Genomic DNA, 19,151 nt, shown 5'->3' with positions numbered 1-19,151 from the left:
GCGTGCGGCGGGGACGCCCGCCCAGGACGGATCGAAAGGAGGAGGCGCACCGAGTGAAGGAACGCACCGAGTGAAGGAACGCACCGAGTGAAGGAACGCACCGAGTGAAGAAACGCGCCGAGAGAAACTGCCCCGGTCAGTGGTCGTCGGGACCGACGACGAGCACCGGTGCGTCGGCACCGCGCTGGAGCCGACCTGGGAGCGGGTTCGGGTGTATCAGGCGGTCGAGACCCGTGCGACGGGCCGAACCGACCACGATCAGGTCGGCGTCGTGCGCCGCCGCGAAGTCGATCACCTCCTCGTGGGTGGCACCGTAGCGGAACCACTTCGCCACGTCGACGCCCGCGGCCGCGCCCCGGGCCTCGACGGACTCGACGAGGTCTTCGCCGGTCCGCTCGCGCCGCTCGACGACCATGTCCCAGTCGGTCGCCGTGTCGACGACGTACAGCGCGTCGACCGCCGCGCCGTGGGCCGCTGCGAGCTCGACGCCGGTCGCCGCGGCGGCGCGGCCCGCGGGACCGTCGTCGGTGACGACCAGCACGCGCTCGAAGACGGACTGGCCGACGCCCGCCGGGTGCGAGCCGGCCTCTGTCCGGCTCCGGGCGTCGGCCCCGCCCGGGGCGACGGTACTGGACGCGTTTGGGGTTTCGTTCGTCGGGTCGGTCGGGTCAACGTCGGCGGACATAGTGTGGTGGTGCGGCTCGGCGGATCGAGCGCGCCTCGTTCAGCTCAAAGTACGGTCGGCGTCCATTTAACGATTTTCGACAGGATAGACGATTATCATTATTTACTGCCCCTCTGTTCTACATACGGTGCTTTCTCAGGACAAAAGGCGTACGATCATATGTGTGAACACCCGACAAACGTGACGGACGAACCGGACGAGACCGACGAGGCGAGCGGGGCGGGGGATCGGAACCGCGGAGATATCCGGAATCGATCTCCGCGCTCGATTTCCTAATACGTCCTTCCAGAAGAATACCACATCATCACACGACCATGGTGTATTATGGGTGTCTTTTTCCTACTTGTCCCGAACTCGTTCGTCGTAGATGTTGGAATCGATAACGGACGGGCGTGAGGCTGATCGAACAGGCTCGAATACGCGCACAGACTGAATGGAAGCGCAGTCTCCGGAGACCGCGCCGACCGGAACGGGGGGTGTACGCGTTGCTGCCAGTTAGTCCGCTGTACGCGGGCCTCGCGCTGGTGCCGCTCGCGCTGCTTCTGTTCACGCTCGTGGTGTTGCGGTGGCGCGCCCACGAGGCGGCGTCAGTGGGGATGTTCGCCGCGGCCGCCGTCGCGCTGGCCGCGTACGGGCTGTCGCCGGAGGCGCTGTCGGTCGCGAGCGGGAAGGGGGTCTGGGACGCGGTGTTCGTGCTGTACGTCATCGTCCCTGCGCTCGTCTTCTACCACGTGATCGAGCGGGCCGACGGATTCGAGGCGCTGCGGACGCGGATCACGGCGTTCACCGAGAACGAGCTGTTCCTCGTGTTGGCGTTCGGCTGGGTATTCGTCTCGTTCATGCAGTCGATCTCCGGGTTCGGAACGCCCATCGTCGTGGTCGCGCCGCTGCTGCTCGCGCTCGGCGTGAAGCCGGTGTACTCGGTCGCGATCCCGCTCGTCGGACACGCGTGGGCCAACACGTTCGGCACGCTCGGCGTCGCGTGGCTCGCGCTGGTACAGGTGGTGGAGATGCAAAGCGTCGCCGCGACCGCGCTGGCGCTCGGCGTCCTGCTGTGGATCCCGAACCTCGTCGGCGGGCTCTCGATCGCGTGGCTCTACGGCCGCTGGGAGGCCGTCCGCTACGCGTTCCCGATGGTCGTCGTCGTCTCGCTGATCCACGGCGGCGGCCAGCTGGCCGCGGTGACGGTCATCCCGCCGGAGTTCGCCAACTTCTTCGCGGCGTCGGTGGGCCTGCTCGCGCTCGCGCCGCTCGCGGCGTGGAGCCGCTACGCGACCCCGACCGACGCCATCGAGCGCCGGCCGGTGATGACGGAGTCGGTCGCCGAGACGGAGTCGGAGGGAACCGGTCCCGCCGCCGTCGCCGACGGCGGGACGGCGACGGCCGCCGACGCGGCGGACCCCGTCGACGACGGGCTGATGAGCCTCCCGATGGCGGCGCTGCCGTTCGTCGCGCTCGCGGCCGCGGCGTTCGTCACCGCGGTCGTGACGCCGCTCGGTGATGCGCTCGGGGCGCTACAGGTCGGCCTCTCGTTCCCCGAGATCGCGACGTCGTTCGGCGTCGTCACCGAGGCGACCGCCCCGTACTCCCCGTTCTCGCCGCTGACGCACCCGGGAACGTTCCTGCTCCTCAGCGCGGTCGTCGCCTTCGTCGCCTACCGCCGGAAGGGGCACTACGAGGCGGCCACCGCCCGCGCCGACGAGCCGCGCGGGGCGTTCTCGCGCACCGTCCTCGCGACCGCGATCCCGGCGTCGATCGCGGTCGTCTCCTTCCTCGTCATGGCGAAGGTGATGGACCACAGCGGGCAGGTGCTCGTGCTCGCGGAGAGCGCCGCGAACGTCGCGACGCCGACGACGTACGGCTTCTTCTCGCCGCTCATCGGATCGCTCGGCGCGTTCATGACGTCGAGCAACACGGCGTCGAACATCCTGTTCGGCGGGCTCCAACAGCAGACCGCCGCGCAGTTGGGCGGGCTCTCCGAGCCGCTGATCCTCGCGGGGCAGAGCGCGGGCGGGGCGATCGGTAACGCGATCTCGCCCGGGAACGTCATCCTCGGGACGACGGCGGCCGGTATCGTCGGCCGCGAGGGGGACGTGCTCCGGGTGACCATCCCGTGGGTCGCGCTCGTCGGGGCGCTCGTCGGGGTGGCCATCGTCGCGCTGAACGCCGCCGGACTGCTGGGGGTGGCCTGAGATGGACGTTCTGAGTCGGTACACGCTCGCGTTCGTGCTCATGGCGCTGTCGCTGCCGGCCATCAGCTACGGTGCCTCGGCGGGGATCGCGATCGCGTGGGGCGTCGGTCTCGCGATGCTGTTCGTCGGCGGTCTCGTCCCGCCGGCGATGCGGTTTGCGGCCGCGGATCCGGACGCGATCTGAGTCGGGGCGGTCCCTCCGCGGGACCCGCTCGGGCAGACTCCGACGACCTCCGACGACCGCTCCGGCAGCCTTCGACGACCGGGAGCAAGAACGACCGCAACGACGCGTTTTAATCGGTGAGTGCGATGAGTATCGGACGAGCCGCTGCGACGACCGACGACGGACCCAGACGCCATGACACGGATCAACACCACGGACGCGACAGACGGGACCGACGACGATGAGTGAACCCGGGGAATCGAGCGGGGATCCGGAGTCGGAACCCGACGGATCGGCCGCGGATCCGGAGTCCGACCCCGACGCCTCGGCGTCGCGCGACGGCGTCGACTACGCGGGACGTGCCGCCGACATCCTCGGCTTCTCGCGGTGGTGGCAGATCGCCGCCGCGGCCGGGATGATGGCCGCGGTGAGCCCGTACCAGTACGTCTGGTCGTCGATCGAACAGCCGCTCTCGAACAGCCTCGACATCGCGCTGCCGGCGCTGGGCGCGGTGTTCTCCTTCTACGTCGTGTTCCAGTCGCTCTCGCAGTTCCCCGCCGGCAAGTGGCGCGACAGCCGCGGCCCGGGCGCGATCACGTTCCTCGCCGCGCTCCTGGCCGGCGGCGGATACGTCGGGCTGGCGTACGCGACGAGCCTCTGGCAGCTGTACCTGCTGTACTCGCTCGGCGCGATCGGCGTCGGCATCGTCTACACCGTCGCGGTCAACACGGCGGTCAAGTGGTTCCCGGACCGGACGGGGCTGACGACCGGCGTCGGGACGATGGCGTTCGCCGCCGGGAGCGCCCTCGTCGTCCCGTACGTCCGCGCGAACGCGACCGTGGCGGCGTACAGCGACGTGCTCCGCAACATCGGGATCGGAATCCTCGTCGTGACCCTCGTCGGCTCGTTCCTCCTCCGGGACCCGCCGAAGGACTGGCTGGACCGCCACGGGGACGGCGAAGAGGGCGAAGGGGGCGAGAACGCCGAGGGCGGCAAGGACGCCGGGAGAAACGGGGGCGACGGTCTCGCTCCCTCGATCCGCGGCCGCAACTACACCTCCCGCGAGATGCTCTCGACGTGGCAGTTCTGGCTGCTGTACGCGATGTTCATCGCGATGGCGAGCGCCGACCTCCTCGTCATCGCGAACGTGGTCCGGTTCGCGGAGAACTTCGGGCTGGCGGCGCTCGTCGCGACGCTCTCCGCGACGCTCCTGCCGGTCGCTGCGGGGGTCTCGCGGCTGATCCTCGGCGAGGCGATCGACCGGTTCGACCGGAAACGCGTGATGGCCGGGTCGTTCATCCTCGCCGGGCTCTTCCGGGTCGCGCTGGTGGGGGCCGGTCAGACGGGCAACGGCTTTGTCTTCGTCGCGTTCGTTCTCGGCGCGATGTTCTTCTCGTCGCCGCTTTTCGTCTACTTCCCGTCGCTGCTCACCGACTACTACGGCGCGGCCAACTCCTCCGGCAACTACGCCGTGCTGTACACCGCGAAGGTCGGCGGCGGCGTGTTCTCCGGGGCCGTCGCCGGCTACCTCGTCGCGACGCTGGGGTGGACCCCCACGTTCGTCCTCGGCGGCGGACTCGCGGTCGCCGCGGGGCTGGCGGTGTTCGTCCTCCGCCCGCCGAGCGGGTCCGGGTTACGATCGACCGAGCCGGCGGCCGCGGACTGATCGGGACGCCTTGCGGGTCGCGCCCCCGCGTTCTCTTCTCCCCTTCGTTTCACTTCCCTCCCTTCCCCCCGTCAGGACCCCGAGCGCGTCGCGCGACGGACGGCGAGCGACCAGAGGCCGACCGCGACGCCGCCGATTGCGAGTACGCGGTTGACCCCCGTCGGAGTGAGTCCGAACGGTGTAAACGCGGGTGCCTGCGAGGCGTGGAGCAGGAACCCGGCCGCGACCGCGACGGCGATCGATCGGGGGCGCACGACCAATGTGTCGGCGTCTCGCCCCGCCGGAGTGACGACGCGGTCGCCGGAGGCGACGAGGAGGTGTCCGGCCGCGAACACGACTCCGACGGCGACCGAGCCGGCGAGGTCGACGGCGACGCTCGACTCGAACGTGCGGTACCAGAAGACGTGCGCGAGCCGCGCCGCCGCACCGAGGAACGCGACGAGCGCGAGGTCGAAGAGGGCGACCGCGACCCGGCGCGGCGTCACGGGCCGGCTCCGGCGCGTCGCGGGAGCGACCCCACCACGGCGTAGAAGGGGTCCTCGCCCGGGCGCTCGGCGATCCGTTCCGAGACGGCGAAGCCGCCGGCGTCGAGGTAGCGCTCGACGAGGTCGGCCCGCTCGGGCATCGACGCGGCCCGCCACGCGCGGACCGCCTTCGTCGGGAACACCCGGTTCGAGAAGGACACGACGACCGTTCCGCCGGGCGCGAGGACGCGGGCGAACTCCGCGAACGTCGGCCCGGGATATTGGAGATACTGGACCGACAGCGCACAGCAGACGACGTCGAAGGCGTCGTCGGCGAACGGGAGCGACTGGTCTGCGTTGAGGTCGCTGACGACGAACTCGTCGAGCCGGTCGTTCGCCGCCAGCTCCGCCTCGTTGAGGCCGTGCCCGACGACCCGGTCGTACTCGACCGCCGGGAGGTGTGAGACCCAACTGCTCATCGCGTCGAGGACGCGGTCGCCGGGGTCGGTCACGGAGGCGTACAGCGCCGTCAGCCGCTCTAAGAAGGCGTCGTCGGCGTGGGTGACGAACCGCGGCTCGTCGTAGAACGTTCCGTCCGGGCGGTCGTCGCGCTTCCGCCGGTCGCGGTCCGAGAGAACGGTCGTCACGGTACCGGAACGCGGGGCTCCGGGGAAAAGAGGCCGTCGCCGCTCGCGGCGCGAACGCGGCTCGCCGGCACACGCGGCCCGCCGCCGGCCCCCGGCGCTCAGCGCCACCGGACGACTTTTGCCCGGTCGGATTTTACCAGTTGGTAATGGAATCCACTACCGCCGCCGACCGCGACCTCTTTCCGGCCCCCCGCTCCGAAGTCTTTCAGAATCAGGGGAAGTTCCGCACCCGATTCAACTTTCCCGGCCGGAACCTCCCGGACCACGACGACCACGGCTACGGGCCGCTCTCGACGGTCGTCGAGTCGTTCATGGACCCGGGCACGCTGATCCGGATGCACCAGCACCGCGACGAGGAGATCGTCTCGTGGGTGCCCGCGGGCGTGATGCGCCACGACGACCGCGAGGGGAACGAACTCGTCACCGACTCGGAACACCTCCTCGTGATGAACGCCGGCTCCGGCTTCTGGCACGCCGAGGAGACGCTCGCCGACGACCCGCCGCTCCGCATGCTCCAGATATTCGTCCGGCCGCAGGAGCTCGGCTTAGAGCCCGGCATCCAGCACGGCCCGCTGCCCGACCCCGAGCCGAACGAGTGGCGGCGGGTGTTCGCGCCCGCGGGCTCCGACCACCCGTTTACCGTGCGCAACGCGGTCGACTGCTTCGACGTCCGCCTCGACGCGGACGCGGGTGCGACGCTGCCCGAGATCGAGGGGAGGGACGCCTACGTGTACGTCTTCGAGGGGTCAGTCGGCGTCGGCGGCGACCCCGCAACCGGGGGAGACGAGCCGACCGACGGCGTCACGCTCGACGAGACGGAGAGCGTCGTCTGGACCGGCGGCGGCGACCCGCCGACCGTGACCGCGGGCGAGGAGGGGGCGACCGTCGTGGCGTTCCTGATCGACCCCGACGCGCCCGTGACGCGGCAGGGCACGATCGGGCGGTAGTTGAGTCGGCTGTCGGTAAGCGATGCGGTGGCGCGTGCCTGCGAGGCCGCCTCGCGGCCGAGCAGCACGCGCGAGGGAGTCGGCGGTCCGAAGCGAAGCGGAGGACCGGCGACGAGGCTGGGGAGGCGTGAAGTGCTGTGCGGGGTGGGAATCGAAGGGGCAGCCGGGAGGATGGCGCAGGCGACGTAAGCACCGCAAGGAGCGAGTGAAACGAGCGACTGAGGAGCGCAGCGAGCGTGCGCCATCCTCCCGGCTGGGGCTTCGGTGGTCGTGTCGATCACTCGGGAATAACCAGAAGCACTATCGTATCTTTGCGCTCCCCGACGGGTCCGATCTCGATCGGCCGAAACACCTTACTCGGAGGCGTCAGCACGGATCCGCGTGACCGAATCGGAGCCGGAACGGTGTTCGAGACCGAGCGCCGTCGACATCCTCTTTCCGCTGGTGTTCTCCTCGCTCGTCGGAGGGTTGTTCTTCGGTGTGTTCGGCGCGGCGGTCGGCGGAGCCCTCGGGGCGACTATCGGCGGACTCGTCGGCAACAGCGACGGGCTGTAGGCACAACGCGACTTCGACAATCTCTCAGCGACTGGCGATTCTACTGGAGCCAAATTGACTCTAGACAGGGCTTGTCAGTCGGGCTCGTCAGTTCGACCACGCTATCTAAAGTGGGCGATATCGCCGGTGTATCGCCTGAGTAACTCAGAAGAGTTCAAACAGCTCTGAGTACCGACCAGCTTTTAGCGTACAGTCCGGATAAAAACCCCCTGCGACCAAATAGTAACTTGCTGTCAGTTTCACTCCCGATTCCGAATATCATAGATGTAGTACAAGGCATTGTGTGATATTACTGCGTTTACTGTCACGTACAGCAGCGATCGTCGGCCGGTCATATATAAAACAACGAAGAAGATAGTCCAAATTGCTACAAGTAATGCGGCATACCGAAGTATACCATATGAGACGCTGTTCATATTTCTTTTTCAATGAGTAGTCGAGGTATGCTGAGATAGAACTTCTGTGGACTGTATTTTCACGCCCCGTATAATAAATATCACCATATTATAAGATGATATGATCTCGCCACCGCCCGGTCGGCCTTCGACCGGCCCGCCGAGTCGGAAAGGCTCAACTCCCGGCCCGTCGAACCCGAAAGCGACATGCGCACCCCGCTCGCCGTCGTCGGCCTCCTCGCGCTCGGCGTCTGCCTGATGGCGAACCCGCTGTATCTCCCGGTCGCGGTCGGCGAGCCGGACCCCGCGTACACCCACACCGTCCAGCCGGCGGGCGAGGGCTCTCCGGTCGGTCCCGAGTCGCCGATCGATCCGGACGCCGGCAACGACTCCGACGCGGTCGTCGCCTATGCCGACCTCTCGCCCGACGCTCGGGCGGCCTTCGACCGCGCCCGCGGCTCGCCCGAGGGCGGGTTCGGCGTCGAGGACCCGGACGAGCGCGTCAACTCGCTGTCGTACCCGGTCGAGCCGACGCCCGGCGACGGGCTGTTGATCGTCGAGCACGAGGGCGAGCGGTACGAGTTCTGGACCCGGACCGTCGAGCGCGAACCCGGGGGCGTGGTCGCCCAGCGGGCCCTGCTCCAGCCGGTCGCGTTCCTCGGCGGCTTCCTCGCTGTCCTCGCCGGCGTCGCACTCGGACTCCGAGGGCGACTCGGCGAGGACTGACGGAATCGGAGATCGCTGCGACGGCGACCGCCCAGGCCAGCGCCGCCTACTCGGTGGCGGTCGGCTCCGGCTGGCCGGCGGGTTCCGGCTGACCGACGGGTGTCGGCGCGTCGCCGGCCTCGATCGCCCGGCGGGTCGACTCGCCGATTTCCACGAGGTGACACAGGGGGTTGCCCGGGTAGACGACCGGGTTCTCCAGCAGGCCGATCAGGAGGCCGGTGAAGGGGGCCTCGACCGCGACGGCGTCCTCCTTGAACGGGTTAGTGATCGTCGCGATCCGGTCGCCCTCGCGGACGAGCGAGCCGCTCTCGAAGTGGGTGTCGACGATGCCGCCGGAGTCGGCGCGCAGCCACGTCTTCTCGCCCGCGCCGGCGACGATCGTCCGCCAGCCGGGCCACCGGACGGTGTCCGTCTCAAGCAGGCCGTACTCCGCGAAGACGGAGCGGACGCCGGCGAGGGCGTCGTCGATCAGCGGGCGCTGGAACCGGTGGGCCTCGCCCATCTCGATCGTGATGGTGGGGATCCCGTCGTCGGTCGCCTCGCCGCGGAGGGTGCCGCTCGGCCCGTCGCTGTCGATCACCACCTTCGAGCCGAACGCCAGCGCGAGCCGGTGGACCGCCTCGTCGGTCATGTCCGCGCGGACGTGGAGCATGTTCGTCCGCCCGCGGGTGGAGGTGTGGAAGTCGAGTCCGAAGTCGCACGGCGCGATGAAGTTCTCGTAGATCCGGTGGGCCATGCGCTTCGAGCTCGTCGATCCCGGTTTCCCGGGGAACGACCGGTTGAGGTCGCGGTCGTAGACGGGGAGATAGCGCTGTTGCGCGAGGAAGCCGGGGACGTTGAGGACAGGGAGACAGACCAGGGTCCCGGCCAGCTTCGAGAGGTCCCACTCGTGGGCGACCTCGCGGACGACCTCGATTCCGTTGAGTTCGTCGCCGTGGGCGGCCGCGGTGAGGAACGCGGTCGGGCCGTCGCGCTCGCCGTTGACGATGGTGACCGGGATCCGCACCGGGTCGCCGAGGTACGTCTCGCTGATGCCGTAGCGGATGTTCTGGGTCTCGCCGGGCGGCACCGCCCCGCCGTTGTACGTGAACGCCCGGTCGTCGCTCATGCCGGAGCGGAACACGGCGGCGGGTATATATATGGCGACCCGGAGACGGGGCCTCCTCTCGGGCCCGGAACCGATCGGTTCCGGTCGTCGAACGCGCCGGTCGTCGAACGGACCGATCGGTCGAACTTTGAGGACTCCCCGCGCAGGGACGCGTATGAGTTCGGACTCGGTTCGAGTGGGAGTGCTGTCGTTACACAACAGCAAGGAGACGAAGGCGATCTGCAACGCGGTCGAGGACCTCGGCCACGAGCCGGTGTGGCTCCGCGAGGAGAACGCGGCGATCAGCGTCGAGGACGGCGACGTGTCGGTCGAGCCCGACGTCGACGTGATCGCGAACCGCCTGCTGCTGTCGAACACCGACCAGCCCGCGGAGCTGCTGGGTCTCGCGACGACCTTCGAGCGCATCCGGCCAATGTTGAACGAGCCGGACGCGGTGCTGGCGTCGATCCACAAGTTCGCGACCGCCGCGACGCTCGCCGACTGGAACATCCGCGTGCCCGACGCGCTGCTCGCGCTGTCGAACGACCGACTCAACGAGGGCCGGGAGCGCTTCGGCGACGTGGGCGTGTACAAGACCGCGATCGGGACCCACGGTGGCGGGACGTGGAAGGTAGATCTCACGGAGCGCGTGAACCCGAAGGTCGGGAACCGACAGGCGTTCCTCCAGAAGCTCATCGAGCGCGACTCGGAGAAGCACCGCGACCTGCGGGTGTACGTCGTCGGCGACGAGATCGTCGGCTCGATGTACCGCTACGCGCCCGAGGGGGACTGGCGGACCAACGTCGCGCTCGGCGGCGCGGTCGAGGACGCCACCGACGACATGCCCGAGGAGGCCGCCGACACCGCCCTCTACGCCGCCGAGGTGATGGACCTCGACTACGCCGGCGTCGACCTCGTCGAGGGGTACGACGGCTGGTACGTCCTCGAAGTGAACCCCACCGCCGGGTTCAAGGGCCTCTTCGAGGCGACCGGCACCAGCCCCGCGCCGCACATCGCGAAGCTCGCGATCGAGACGGTCGGCGGCGAGGTGGACGACGACGCGGTCGAGCGCGTCGCCGCGACGCTCGACGACTCGCGGCCCTCCTGTGCCCCGAAGCCGAAGGCGTCGCCCTCCGAGCAGCCGGACATCGGCTACATCGAGGAGGTCGTCGTCACCGGCACCTCCGGCTCCACGCAGGCGATGGCGAAGTCGGACACGGGCGCGACCCGGACCAGCATCGACACCCAGCTCGCCGCCGAGATCGGTGCCGGTCCGATCAAGAGCATGACCCGCGTCAAGTCGGGTAGCGTGAAGGGCGGGAAGGCGCGCCCGGTCGTCGATCTGGTCATCGGCGTCGGCGGCAACCAGCACACCGTCACCGCCAGCGTCGAGGACCGCGGCCACATGGAGTACCCGCTCCTCTTAGGCCGCGACATCCTCACCGACTACCGGGTCGACGTCCGGCGGCGCGCCGACACCGACGAGGCGGAACGCGGCGAGGCGGGCGAGATATTAGAAGAGGAGGAGTGACGCTCGGCCGCCATCGAGCGGTCGCGAGCGTCTGACCAACCTATAAGACGGCGGGTGTCAATGACACGGCACATGGTGAAGAGCACGGTCCGGTTCCCCGAGCCGGTGGTCGAGGAGATCGAGTCCCTCGTCGAAGAGGGGCAGTTCGAGAGCAAGTCTGAGTTCTACCGCTTCTCGGCCGACTACGTGCTCTCCCGAACGCTCGACGAGTACGAGCCGGAGACGATCGACTACGACGCCATCGAGGCCGAGGTGATCCCGGCCGAGGAGCGGGAACTGGGCGGCGACGGCGACGGCGACGACGACGGCCCGCCCTTTTTCGACTCCGTCGCGTTCGTTCGGAAGCTCGCGCTCAGGGGGAAGTTCAGCGACGCCGAGGACTTCATCGACCACCAGTACGTCCCGGGCGACCGTCACGCCGTCCTTCTCGAAGAGATCCTCCAGTTGTACCGCGAGGACGCGGCGACCGAGGACCGGCCGCCGGCCCCGGAGCACGATCCTGAGCCGACAACCCGAAGCCGATAACGCGTTCGAGGTCGCCGAACGCGCATGAACCCCGTCACCCGCAAACGGACCCGGACCTGTATCCGGTGCCACGAACGATTCACGGAGCTCGCCGGAACCGTCACGCGCGTCTGTGACGACTGTTCGGAGCGCGGGCTCGGGGCGTCTCCCGACGCGACGGGCGGAAGCGTCGCGGGCCGCGACCGGGAACGGATGTGTATCCGCTGTGAAGAGCCGTTTCTCGAACGGCCGGGCGGGATCTCGCGGCTCTGTCGGTCGTATGATCCCGACCACGTCGCCCTCGACTGACGGCGGGCGGTCCGCCGGTCAGGACTCGTACTCGGCCCAGATGTACCGCGTCCCGTAGCTCCGGTAGGGCCGCCACGCCTCCGCGATCTCGCGCATCTCCGCCCGGCTCAGTTCCTCGCCGTCGTTGTAGACCCGCTCGATCCCCGTCCGCACCGCGAGGTCGCCGAGCGGGAGCACGTCCTCGCGGCCGAGCGCGAAGATGAGGTACATCCGCGCGGTCCACTCGCCGACGCCGCGGATCTCCGTGAGTCGGTCGACGACCGCCGCATCGCTTTCGCCCGCGACCCTCTCCCGGGTGAGCGCGCGCTCGTCGTCGCGGAAGGCGGCGGCGACGTTCCGCAGGTACTCGACTTTCGTGCCGCTGAGTCCGGCCTCGCGCAGGGCCGCCTCGTCGGCGGCGAGGACGCGGTCGGGCGTCGGGTCACCGCCGAGGACGTCCACGAACCGCTCGTGGATGGCCGCCGCGGAGGCGGTGGAGAGCTGCTGGTTCACGATCGAGGTACAGAGTCGGGCGAACTCGTCGTCCGCGGGCGCGATGTCGAGGGGCCCGTGGCGGTCGATCAGCGCCGCCATCGTCGGGTCCTCGCGCAGGGTGGCCGTGACCGGGTCGTCGGCATCGTCGGTGCCGTCGGTGCCGTCAGCGTCGTCGGCTCCGTCGTCCATGCTCAATCGAGGGAGACGCACGCGGGAGTACGTTCGGTTCCGCTCCGCTCGGAGCCTCCGGATTCGATTCCGATACCGCTCGGTCCGGAGCCGCGGGCCCGTCAAATAAACTCACCGCGCGTTTTGCGTTTGGAAGATGGAAACGTTCAACCATGACGGTTCCGACCCTCAACCATGAAGCTCGAAGACGTCCAGCGCGTGACGGTGCTCGGGGCCGGAAACATGGGACACGGCATCGCGGAGGTGGCCGCGCTCGCCGGCTACGACGTGTCGCTGCGCGACATCAACGACGAACTCGTCCAGAAGGGGTACGACCAGATCGAGTGGTCGCTCGGCAAGCTCGCCGAGAAGGACCGGATCGGCGACGACGAGGCCGATGCCGCGCTCGACCGCGTCGACGCGTTCGTCGACCTCGGCGACGCGCTCGACGGCGCGGACGTCGTCGTCGAGGTCGTCCCCGAGAAGATGTCAATCAAGAAGGACGTGTACGACGAGGTCGTCGAACACGCGCCTGACGAGGCGGTCTTCGTCACCAACACCTCCAGCCTCTCTATCACCGAACTGTCGGAGGTCACCGACCGTCCCGAGCGGTTCTGCGGGATGCACTTCTTCAACCCGCCGGTACGGATGGACCTCGTCGAGGTCATCTCCGGGAAGCACACGAGCGAGGAGACGCTGGAGCTGATCGAGGGGCTCGCGGAGTCGATGGGGAAGACGCCCGTCCGCGTCCGCAAGGACAGCCCCGGCTTCATCGTCAACCGCATCCTCGTCCCGCTGATGAACGAGGCGGCGTGGGTCGTCGAGTCCGGCGACGCGACGATCGAGACGGTCGACTCGACGACCAAGTTCGGGATGGGCCTGCCGATGGGGTCGTTCGAGCTCGCCGACCAGGTCGGCATCGACGTGGGGTTCCACGTGTTGGAGTACATGTACGAGGTCCTCGGCGACGCCTACCGCCCCTGCCCGCTCCTCGCCGAGAAGGTCGAGGCGGAGACCCTCGGCAAAAAGACCGGAAAGGGCTTCTACGACTACGAGGACGGCGACGGCGCGCAGATCCCGAGCGACGCGGTCGATGAGGCCGTCAGCCGCCGCCTGCTCGCGGTGATGGCCAACGAGACGGCCGGCCTGATCGGCAACGACGTGGCCGACGCCGACGACATCGACGAGGCCGTCAAGCTCGGCGCGGGCTTCCCCGACGGCCCGGCCAAGCTGGCCGACGCCGAGGGGCTCGACGCCCTCGTCGAGACACTCGACGAACTCGCCGAGGAGACCGGCGAGGAACGCTACGAGGCGACCGACTACCTCCGCGAGGCCGCCGAGGCGGGCGGGTTCCGCGGCGGGAGCGGTGACGGCGACGACGCCGGCGAGGGGCCCGTCTACGAGGTGCTGAACGTGAGCGTCGACGACCGGGTCGGGCACGTCGAGATCGACCGCCCGCACCGGATGAACACGATCAGCGGCGAGGTGCTCGACGAGCTGTCGGACGCGATCGATCAGCTCGACGGCGACGACGAGGTGCGCGCAATCTTGCTCTCCGGCGCGGGCGACCGTGCCTTCTCCGCGGGCGCGGACGTCCAGAGCATGGCCGCGGGCGGCGCGGACCCGATCCACGCCGTCGAGCTCTCCCGACAGGGCCAGCAGACGTTCGGGAAGCTCGAAGGATCGGACAAGCCCGTGGTCGCCGCCATCGACGGCTACTGTCTCGGCGGCGGGATGGAGCTCGCGACCGCCGCGGACATGCGGATCGCCTCCGAGCGCTCGGAGCTGGGCCAGCCCGAACTCGACCTCGGTCTGCTCCCGGGCTGGGGCGGCACGCAGCGGCTCGCCCGGATCGTCGGCGAGGGGCGCGCGAAGGAGATAATCCTCACCGCCGACCGCTACGACGCCGAGACGATGGCCGAGTACGACTTCGTCAACGAGGTCGTCCCGGACGACGAGCTCAACGAGCGGGCGCTGGAGCTGGCCGAACAGCTCGCCGGCGGCCCGCCGATCGCACAAAAGTATACGAAGCGCGCGATCCACGCCGGCCGGACCGACAACGAGGCCGGACTTGAGGTCGAAGCGATGGGCTTCGGCCACGTGATGAACACCGACGACCTCATCGAGGGCGTCACGGCGTTCATGGGTGACGGCGAGCCGGAGTTCGAAGGGAAGTAGAACGCGGCTGAATCTGATGTGAACGGCTCCGTTTCACCGGGTGACCGGTGAGACGCGATCGGGACAGAGTCGGGGGCGACTACCGTCGAAGTCTCGGTCGCTCGGCTGTACGTGACTGTTTTCGGCGGGGTCGATTTCGTGACCGAGACCGCCGAAGCCCCAGCCGCGAGGACTCGATGCGCTCGCTGCGGTCCTCAGTCGTTCGCTCCGCTCACTCCTTGCGGTCCTTGCGTCGCGCGTCTTCGTCCTCGCGGCTGCCCCTTCGAGTCCCGCCCCGTCCCGCACCGCCCAGCACCTCACGCCTCCCCAGCCTCGTCGGCGGCTCCCGTTGGTCGCCGCCGACTCCCTCGCGCGACGCTCCTCGCGCCCTTAAAAGGGCGCTCGGAGGCGCGCGCCGCCGCACGACGGAGCTGTCGCTTTGCGGTCCTGTCTCGGTCGAAAAATTGCGGTCAGAGTTTCGGCGTCGGATTCGCGGCTTAGACGTACCCTTCCTCGACGAGCAGTTCGCCGTTGAGGAGGGACGCGCCGGCCGCGCCGCGGATCGTGTTGTGCGCGAGGCAGTTGTACTTCGCGCCGGCGTCGGTCGACTGGACGCCCCCGGCGACGATGCCCATTCCGCCCGCGTACGTGCGGTCGAGGCGGGGCTGCGGTCGGTCCGGCTCGTCGTCGCCGTACACCTTGATGAGCTGGTCGGGGGAGCTGGGCAAGTCGCCCGCGCCCTCGAACGAGCGCATCGCCTCGCGGAGGTCCGCGGGCGAGGGGTCGTCGGCGAACTCGGCGAAGACGTTCTCTAGGTGGCCGTCGAGCGTCGGGATCCGGTTACAGGAGGCGGCCACGTCGGCGTCGTGGAGGCTGACTTCCGCACCGTCGAACTCGCCGAGCAGCTTGCGCGACTCCGTCTCCATCTTGTTCTCCTCGCCGCCGATGTGCGGGATGGCGTTGTCGATGATCTCCATCGAGGTGACGCCGGAGTAGCCCGCCCCCGAGACGGCCTGAAGCGTCGAGACGCGGACGCTCTCCAAGCCGAACTCGTCGATCGCCGCGAGCGTCGGCACCATCGTGATCGTCGAGCAGTTCGGGTTCTTCACGAGGGCCCCGTCCCAGCCCCGCTCGTCGCGCTGGACCTCGATGAGATCGAGGTGGTCGGGGTTGATCTCCGGGATCGTGAGCGGCACGTCCGCCGCCATGCGGTCGTTCGAGGAGTTCGAGGAGACGACGTACCCTTCTTCGAGGAACGCCGGTTCGACCTCGGCGGCGACGCCCGAGGGCAGCGACGAGAAGAGGAGATCCACGTCGTCGTCCGCGATCCCCTCAGGCGTCGTCTCGGCGACCTCCATCTCGGCGACGTCGCCCGGGATGGGCGTGTCGACGCGCCACTTGGCCGCCTCGCGGTAGGTCTCGCCCGCGCTCTCCGAACTCGCGGTGACCGCCGCGAGGTCGAAGGTGGGGTGATCGTCGAGCAACTGGATGAACCGCTGGCCCACAGCGCCCGTCGCGCCGAGGATACCGACTCGGACTGACATTGCGCGTGGGTCCGTGACAGGGACGTAAGTGCGTTCGGATACGCGTCGATTCCGCCGGGTGCGACAGGCGCAGTGCCGGAACGTCGGTCCGATCGCGCGGCGTGGCGTTCCGGTCGGCAGCCCATATTAAATACCTATGCGTGGTACTCCCACGGTATGTCTGAGTTCGGAGCACTGTCGGTCGTCCCGCCGCTGCTCGCCATCGCGCTGGCGATAGCCACCCGGAAGGCGATCCTCTCGCTGTTTCTCGGGATCTGGTCGGGGGCCGTGATCTACACGGGCGGGCTCGGGATCGTTCAAACGTTCGACTGGATCGTCGCGGCGATCATCGCCGACGACGGGTTCCAGGCGACGATCCTCGTGTTCACGCTGCTGCTCGGCTCCGGCGTCGCGATGGTGTGGAACCTCGGCGGGACCTACGCCGTCCGCGACTGGGCGGTCGAACGGCTCGACACGCAGCGCAAGGCGGGGCTGGCCGCGTGGGCGCTCGGGGTCGTCCTCTTTTTCGACGACTACGCCAACACCGCCATCGTCGGCTCGGCGATGAAAGACGTCTCCGACCGGCTCCGGATCTCCCGCGAGAAGCTCTCGTACATCGTCGACTCGACCGCCGCGCCCGTCGCCACGCTGGGCATCTCCTCGTGGGTCGCGTTCCAGCTGTCGCTTATCGACGACGGGTACGCGGAGGCGGGCGTCGCCGAGGTGAACCGCCCCAGCACCTTCGAGGTGTTCCTCGCGTCGATCCCGTTCAACATGTACGCGATCCTCGCGGTCGCGATGGTCGCCATCGTGGTGCTGTGGGGCCGCGACTACGGGGAGATGCTGACCGCCGAACACCGCTCGTGGACGACCGGTCACGTCACCCGCGAGGGCGCGGAGCCGATGCAGGACGTCGCCGGCGAACTGGGCGAGCCGCCGGCGTCGACGCCGCGGCTGATCAACTTCTTCGCGCCGGTCGCCGTCCTGATCGCCGTCACGGTCGCGACCGCGTTCTGGTCGGGCGGCTTCGCGCCGGCGGGCTTCCTCTCCGACCTCCTCGCGGCCGAGTTCGGGAGCGCGGGCGACCGCCTGTGGAACGCCGTCATCGGGGCCGACTTCGCGACCGCGCTGATGATCGGCGCGTTCGGTATGGTGCTGTCCGGGTTCGCGCTCGGGAAGATCTACGGGATCTTCGGCGTCGGCGACGCGACGGAGTACACGGTCGACGGGTTCGGCATCATGCTCACCGCGGTGTCGATCCTCGTGCTCGCGTGGGGGATCGGCGAGGTCATCTCCGCGCTGGAGACGGGTCGGTACGTCGCGGAGGCGACCGTCGGGACGGTCCCCGAGCCGGTCCTCCCGGCGCTCGTGCTGGTCGTCGCCGGGTTCATCGCCTTCTCGACGGGCACCTCGTGGGGGACGATGGGGATCATGACGCCCATCGCGGTCCCCATCGCCTGGGAGATCAGCGGCGGCGGCGCGGCGGGCCACACCCTCGTCGCGGTCATGGTCGGCGTCATCTTCTCCGGGGCGATCTTCGGCGACCACAGCTCTCCGATCTCCGACACGACGGTGTTGTCGGCGACGTTCACCGGCGCGGACCTCGTCGACCACGTCCGCACCCAGATCTACTACGCGGTCACCGTCGGGCTGGTCTCGGTGGCGCTGCTGCTCGTCTGGGGCTTCTTCGGGGTCACACCGTTCGTGTTGCTTCCAGTGGGCGTCCTGACGCTCGTCGCGCTCGTCTACCTCCTCTCCGAGTTCGACGCCCGCCGCCGGGGGATCGACCCCGTCTCGGTCCGCGAGGCGCAGACCGACGACGGCGAGCGAGTCGTCGTCGCGGGGACCGAACAGGACGATTAAGCCGCTCGACGCCGAAGTCCGGGTGCGCGCCATCAGTCCCCGCCCGAGTACTCCCCGATGGGAGCGATGACAGCGCGGAGAACCCAGGCGCGTCACACCGGTCGCTGACGCGACCCGCCCGTCGCCGCGCAGGCGACCGCCCGCCACGAGGGTTTCCCGGTCGACGCGGCACGCCGCCGGAGATGAGACCGGTCGTTAGTGTCGCGGGCGTACATTCAATCCACTGAGCAACCGCTCTGTTCGTCTTCGACCGGCCAAACACTCAAGACTCACGTGCGCTTACGTTTCGCTATGGCGACGATCGAGATCGACGATGACGTCTACGAGGCGTTACAGCTTCCGGAAAGGGAGCGTTCGCCCGCATTGAAGCGGGAGTTGGCGGTCTCACTATACGCCCAGGATGTGCTCTCGTTCGGGAAGGCCCGAGCTCTGGCGGGCCTGTCGAAGCGAGAGTTCCAAGACCTTCTGGGCGAGCGCGAGATTCCCCGACATTACGGCGAACGGGAACTCGAAGAAGACCTCGGATATGCGGAATAGCGGGCTGGTCGTCTCGGATACGTCCCCGCTCCTGAACCTCGCGCTTATCGACCGGCTCGATCTCCTCCAGTCTCAGTTCTCCGACGTCACGGTTCCACGGCAGGTCTGGGATGAATTGACCGACGGGCAGGATGGACTGGAGGCACTGCGTGAGTTGCGCGACGACGGGTTTCTACATCTTGTCGAGGTGGAACGCTCGGACTTGTTCGTGGAACTTTTCCACGAGCTCGACCTCGGTGAGACGGCGGCAGTCTGCTATGCCGTCGAGGAGAACGCTGACCTCGTTTTGCTCGACGAGCGGGACGGCCGGCGCGTGGCCCGCAGACACGACCTGGATGTCACGGGTGTAATTGGCATCCTGCTTCGCGGAGCGAAGACGGGCGAGGTGAACCTACAACACGAACTCGACGCGCTCCGTGAAGCCGGATTCTGGATTTCCGACAACCTCTACGAACAGATTCTCTCCGAAGTCGAGTAGTCGTCCTTCACCGAATAGACAGCCGCAGCCACCAGATTCCCCTTCCATTGAGCCTACTAGTAGATTGTCGCCCGGTAGTG

Annotated in this window: 19 protein-coding genes; 13 read left to right on the top strand and 6 right to left on the bottom strand. The window is 68.5% G+C overall.

The window, feature by feature from the left end; all coding sequences use genetic code 11:
• Positions 1 to 136 precede the first annotated feature (136 nt).
• Positions 137 to 685: a universal stress protein gene (locus QOL69_RS03215; protein ID WP_283402005.1), complete on the bottom strand. Its 549-nt coding sequence runs from the start codon at positions 683 to 685 to the stop codon at positions 137 to 139.
• Between the two features lie 476 nt (positions 686 to 1,161).
• Here QOL69_RS03215 and QOL69_RS03210 point away from each other — a divergent pair, with 476 nt between their 5' ends.
• From QOL69_RS03210 to QOL69_RS03200, 3 genes are all read left to right on the top strand, one after another.
• On the top strand, positions 1,162 to 2,877 hold the full coding sequence (locus tag QOL69_RS03210; protein ID WP_283402004.1) for an L-lactate permease: 1,716 nt from the start codon (positions 1,162 to 1,164) through the stop codon (positions 2,875 to 2,877).
• 1 nt (position 2,878) lies between these two features.
• Positions 2,879 to 3,061, top strand: a complete 183-nt coding sequence (locus QOL69_RS03205) for a hypothetical protein (protein WP_048076384.1) — start codon at positions 2,879 to 2,881, stop codon at positions 3,059 to 3,061.
• A 220-nt stretch (positions 3,062 to 3,281) separates the two neighbouring features.
• The gene (locus QOL69_RS03200) at positions 3,282 to 4,706 is read left to right on the top strand and encodes an OFA family MFS transporter (RefSeq protein WP_283402003.1); all 1,425 of its coding nucleotides are present in this window, start codon (positions 3,282 to 3,284) and stop codon (positions 4,704 to 4,706) included.
• 71 nt (positions 4,707 to 4,777) lie between these two features.
• Here QOL69_RS03200 and QOL69_RS03195 read toward each other — a convergent pair whose 3' ends face one another.
• Both QOL69_RS03195 and QOL69_RS03190 read right to left on the bottom strand, forming a co-directional pair.
• On the bottom strand, positions 4,778 to 5,191 hold the full coding sequence (locus QOL69_RS03195) for a hypothetical protein (protein ID WP_283402002.1): 414 nt from the start codon (positions 5,189 to 5,191) through the stop codon (positions 4,778 to 4,780).
• The gene (locus QOL69_RS03190) at positions 5,188 to 5,817 is read right to left on the bottom strand and encodes a class I SAM-dependent methyltransferase (protein ID WP_283402001.1); all 630 of its coding nucleotides are present in this window, start codon (positions 5,815 to 5,817) and stop codon (positions 5,188 to 5,190) included. Before QOL69_RS03190 ends, QOL69_RS03195 begins: the two co-directional genes overlap by 4 nt.
• Positions 5,818 to 5,963: 146 nt before the next feature.
• Here QOL69_RS03190 and QOL69_RS03185 point away from each other — a divergent pair, with 146 nt between their 5' ends.
• The 3 genes from QOL69_RS03185 (at position 5,964) to QOL69_RS03175 (ending at position 8,440) form a co-directional block, all read left to right on the top strand.
• Positions 5,964 to 6,764 (top strand): pirin family protein, encoded by an 801-nt coding sequence (locus tag QOL69_RS03185; RefSeq protein WP_283402000.1) that lies wholly within the window; start codon positions 5,964 to 5,966, stop codon positions 6,762 to 6,764.
• A gap of 381 nt (positions 6,765 to 7,145) precedes the next feature.
• Positions 7,146 to 7,319 (top strand): hypothetical protein, encoded by a 174-nt coding sequence (locus tag QOL69_RS03180; protein ID WP_283401999.1) that lies wholly within the window; start codon positions 7,146 to 7,148, stop codon positions 7,317 to 7,319.
• Positions 7,320 to 7,921: 602 nt separating this feature from the next.
• Positions 7,922 to 8,440: a DUF7979 domain-containing protein gene (locus QOL69_RS03175; RefSeq protein WP_283401998.1), complete on the top strand. Its 519-nt coding sequence runs from the start codon at positions 7,922 to 7,924 to the stop codon at positions 8,438 to 8,440.
• Positions 8,441 to 8,486: 46 nt separating this feature from the next.
• On the opposite strand, the gene QOL69_RS03170 is transcribed toward QOL69_RS03175, so the two are convergent.
• Positions 8,487 to 9,548 carry a succinylglutamate desuccinylase/aspartoacylase family protein gene (locus QOL69_RS03170; protein WP_283401997.1) on the bottom strand — a complete coding sequence of 354 codons (1,062 nt, stop codon included), beginning with the start codon at positions 9,546 to 9,548 and terminating at the stop codon, positions 8,487 to 8,489.
• Positions 9,549 to 9,702: 154 nt separating this feature from the next.
• On the opposite strand from QOL69_RS03170, the gene QOL69_RS03165 reads away from it, so the two are divergent.
• The 3 genes from QOL69_RS03165 to QOL69_RS03155 all read left to right on the top strand — a co-directional run bounded on the left by QOL69_RS03165 (position 9,703) and on the right by QOL69_RS03155 (position 11,871).
• A complete protein-coding gene (locus QOL69_RS03165; RefSeq protein ID WP_195155700.1) occupies positions 9,703 to 11,058 on the top strand; it encodes a putative ATP-dependent zinc protease in 1,356 nt (451 codons plus the stop codon).
• Positions 11,059 to 11,130: 72 nt separating this feature from the next.
• Positions 11,131 to 11,583, top strand: coding sequence for a ribbon-helix-helix domain-containing protein (locus tag QOL69_RS03160; RefSeq protein ID WP_283401996.1), 453 nt, complete (start codon positions 11,131 to 11,133; stop codon positions 11,581 to 11,583).
• A 24-nt stretch (positions 11,584 to 11,607) separates the two neighbouring features.
• Complete coding sequence (locus QOL69_RS03155) at positions 11,608 to 11,871, top strand: hypothetical protein (RefSeq protein ID WP_283401995.1); 264 nt, start codon at positions 11,608 to 11,610, stop codon at positions 11,869 to 11,871.
• An 18-nt stretch (positions 11,872 to 11,889) separates the two neighbouring features.
• Here the strand turns inward: QOL69_RS03155 and QOL69_RS03150 are convergent, their stop codons facing one another.
• A complete protein-coding gene (locus QOL69_RS03150) occupies positions 11,890 to 12,534 on the bottom strand; it encodes a DNA-3-methyladenine glycosylase family protein (protein ID WP_283401994.1) in 645 nt (214 codons plus the stop codon).
• A 174-nt stretch (positions 12,535 to 12,708) separates the two neighbouring features.
• Here QOL69_RS03150 and QOL69_RS03145 point away from each other — a divergent pair, with 174 nt between their 5' ends.
• Positions 12,709 to 14,691, top strand: a complete 1,983-nt coding sequence (locus QOL69_RS03145; RefSeq protein ID WP_283401993.1) for a 3-hydroxyacyl-CoA dehydrogenase/enoyl-CoA hydratase family protein — start codon at positions 12,709 to 12,711, stop codon at positions 14,689 to 14,691.
• Between the two features lie 476 nt (positions 14,692 to 15,167).
• On the opposite strand, the gene asd is transcribed toward QOL69_RS03145, so the two are convergent.
• Positions 15,168 to 16,214 (bottom strand): aspartate-semialdehyde dehydrogenase, encoded by a 1,047-nt coding sequence (asd, locus tag QOL69_RS03140; RefSeq protein WP_283401992.1) that lies wholly within the window; start codon positions 16,212 to 16,214, stop codon positions 15,168 to 15,170.
• 156 nt (positions 16,215 to 16,370) lie between these two features.
• Between asd and QOL69_RS03135 the strand changes: the two genes are divergently transcribed.
• The 3 genes from QOL69_RS03135 to QOL69_RS03125 all read left to right on the top strand — a co-directional run bounded on the left by QOL69_RS03135 (position 16,371) and on the right by QOL69_RS03125 (position 19,071).
• Positions 16,371 to 18,056: a Na+/H+ antiporter NhaC family protein gene (locus tag QOL69_RS03135; RefSeq protein WP_283401991.1), complete on the top strand. Its 1,686-nt coding sequence runs from the start codon at positions 16,371 to 16,373 to the stop codon at positions 18,054 to 18,056.
• A gap of 291 nt (positions 18,057 to 18,347) precedes the next feature.
• On the top strand, positions 18,348 to 18,593 hold the full coding sequence (locus tag QOL69_RS03130; RefSeq protein ID WP_283401990.1) for a UPF0175 family protein: 246 nt from the start codon (positions 18,348 to 18,350) through the stop codon (positions 18,591 to 18,593).
• Positions 18,583 to 19,071: a PIN domain-containing protein gene (locus tag QOL69_RS03125; protein ID WP_048076396.1), complete on the top strand. Its 489-nt coding sequence runs from the start codon at positions 18,583 to 18,585 to the stop codon at positions 19,069 to 19,071. Before QOL69_RS03130 ends, QOL69_RS03125 begins: the two co-directional genes overlap by 11 nt.
• The last annotated feature ends 80 nt before the right edge of the window (positions 19,072 to 19,151 follow it).

Source organism: Halorubrum sp. DM2 (assembly GCF_901686465.1).
Lineage (GTDB): Archaea > Halobacteriota > Halobacteria > Halobacteriales > Haloferacaceae > Halorubrum.
The sequence above is the reverse complement of the archived record's forward strand: the minus strand, read 5'-3'. Positions and strand labels throughout refer to the sequence as shown.

Excerpts from the sequence above, each read along its gene's own strand:
- QOL69_RS03215 (WP_283402005.1), bottom strand. The coding sequence starts at position 685 with ATGTCCGCCGACGTTGACCCGACCGACCCGACGAACGAAACCCCAAAC.
- QOL69_RS03205 (WP_048076384.1), top strand. The coding sequence starts at position 2,879 with ATGGACGTTCTGAGTCGGTACACGCTCGCGTTCGTGCTCATGGCGCTG.
- QOL69_RS03200 (WP_283402003.1), top strand. The coding sequence starts at position 3,282 with ATGAGTGAACCCGGGGAATCGAGCGGGGATCCGGAGTCGGAACCCGAC.
- QOL69_RS03185 (WP_283402000.1), top strand. The coding sequence starts at position 5,964 with ATGGAATCCACTACCGCCGCCGACCGCGACCTCTTTCCGGCCCCCCGC.
- QOL69_RS03175 (WP_283401998.1), top strand. The coding sequence starts at position 7,922 with ATGCGCACCCCGCTCGCCGTCGTCGGCCTCCTCGCGCTCGGCGTCTGC.
- QOL69_RS03170 (WP_283401997.1), bottom strand. The coding sequence starts at position 9,548 with ATGAGCGACGACCGGGCGTTCACGTACAACGGCGGGGCGGTGCCGCCC.
- QOL69_RS03165 (WP_195155700.1), top strand. The coding sequence starts at position 9,703 with ATGAGTTCGGACTCGGTTCGAGTGGGAGTGCTGTCGTTACACAACAGC.
- QOL69_RS03160 (WP_283401996.1), top strand. The coding sequence starts at position 11,131 with ATGGTGAAGAGCACGGTCCGGTTCCCCGAGCCGGTGGTCGAGGAGATC.
- QOL69_RS03155 (WP_283401995.1), top strand. The coding sequence starts at position 11,608 with ATGAACCCCGTCACCCGCAAACGGACCCGGACCTGTATCCGGTGCCAC.
- QOL69_RS03150 (WP_283401994.1), bottom strand. The coding sequence starts at position 12,534 with ATGGACGACGGAGCCGACGACGCTGACGGCACCGACGGCACCGACGAT.
- QOL69_RS03145 (WP_283401993.1), top strand. The coding sequence starts at position 12,709 with ATGAAGCTCGAAGACGTCCAGCGCGTGACGGTGCTCGGGGCCGGAAAC.
- asd (WP_283401992.1), bottom strand. The coding sequence starts at position 16,214 with ATGTCAGTCCGAGTCGGTATCCTCGGCGCGACGGGCGCTGTGGGCCAG.
- QOL69_RS03135 (WP_283401991.1), top strand. The coding sequence starts at position 16,371 with ATGTCTGAGTTCGGAGCACTGTCGGTCGTCCCGCCGCTGCTCGCCATC.
- QOL69_RS03130 (WP_283401990.1), top strand. The coding sequence starts at position 18,348 with ATGGCGACGATCGAGATCGACGATGACGTCTACGAGGCGTTACAGCTT.
- QOL69_RS03125 (WP_048076396.1), top strand. The coding sequence starts at position 18,583 with ATGCGGAATAGCGGGCTGGTCGTCTCGGATACGTCCCCGCTCCTGAAC.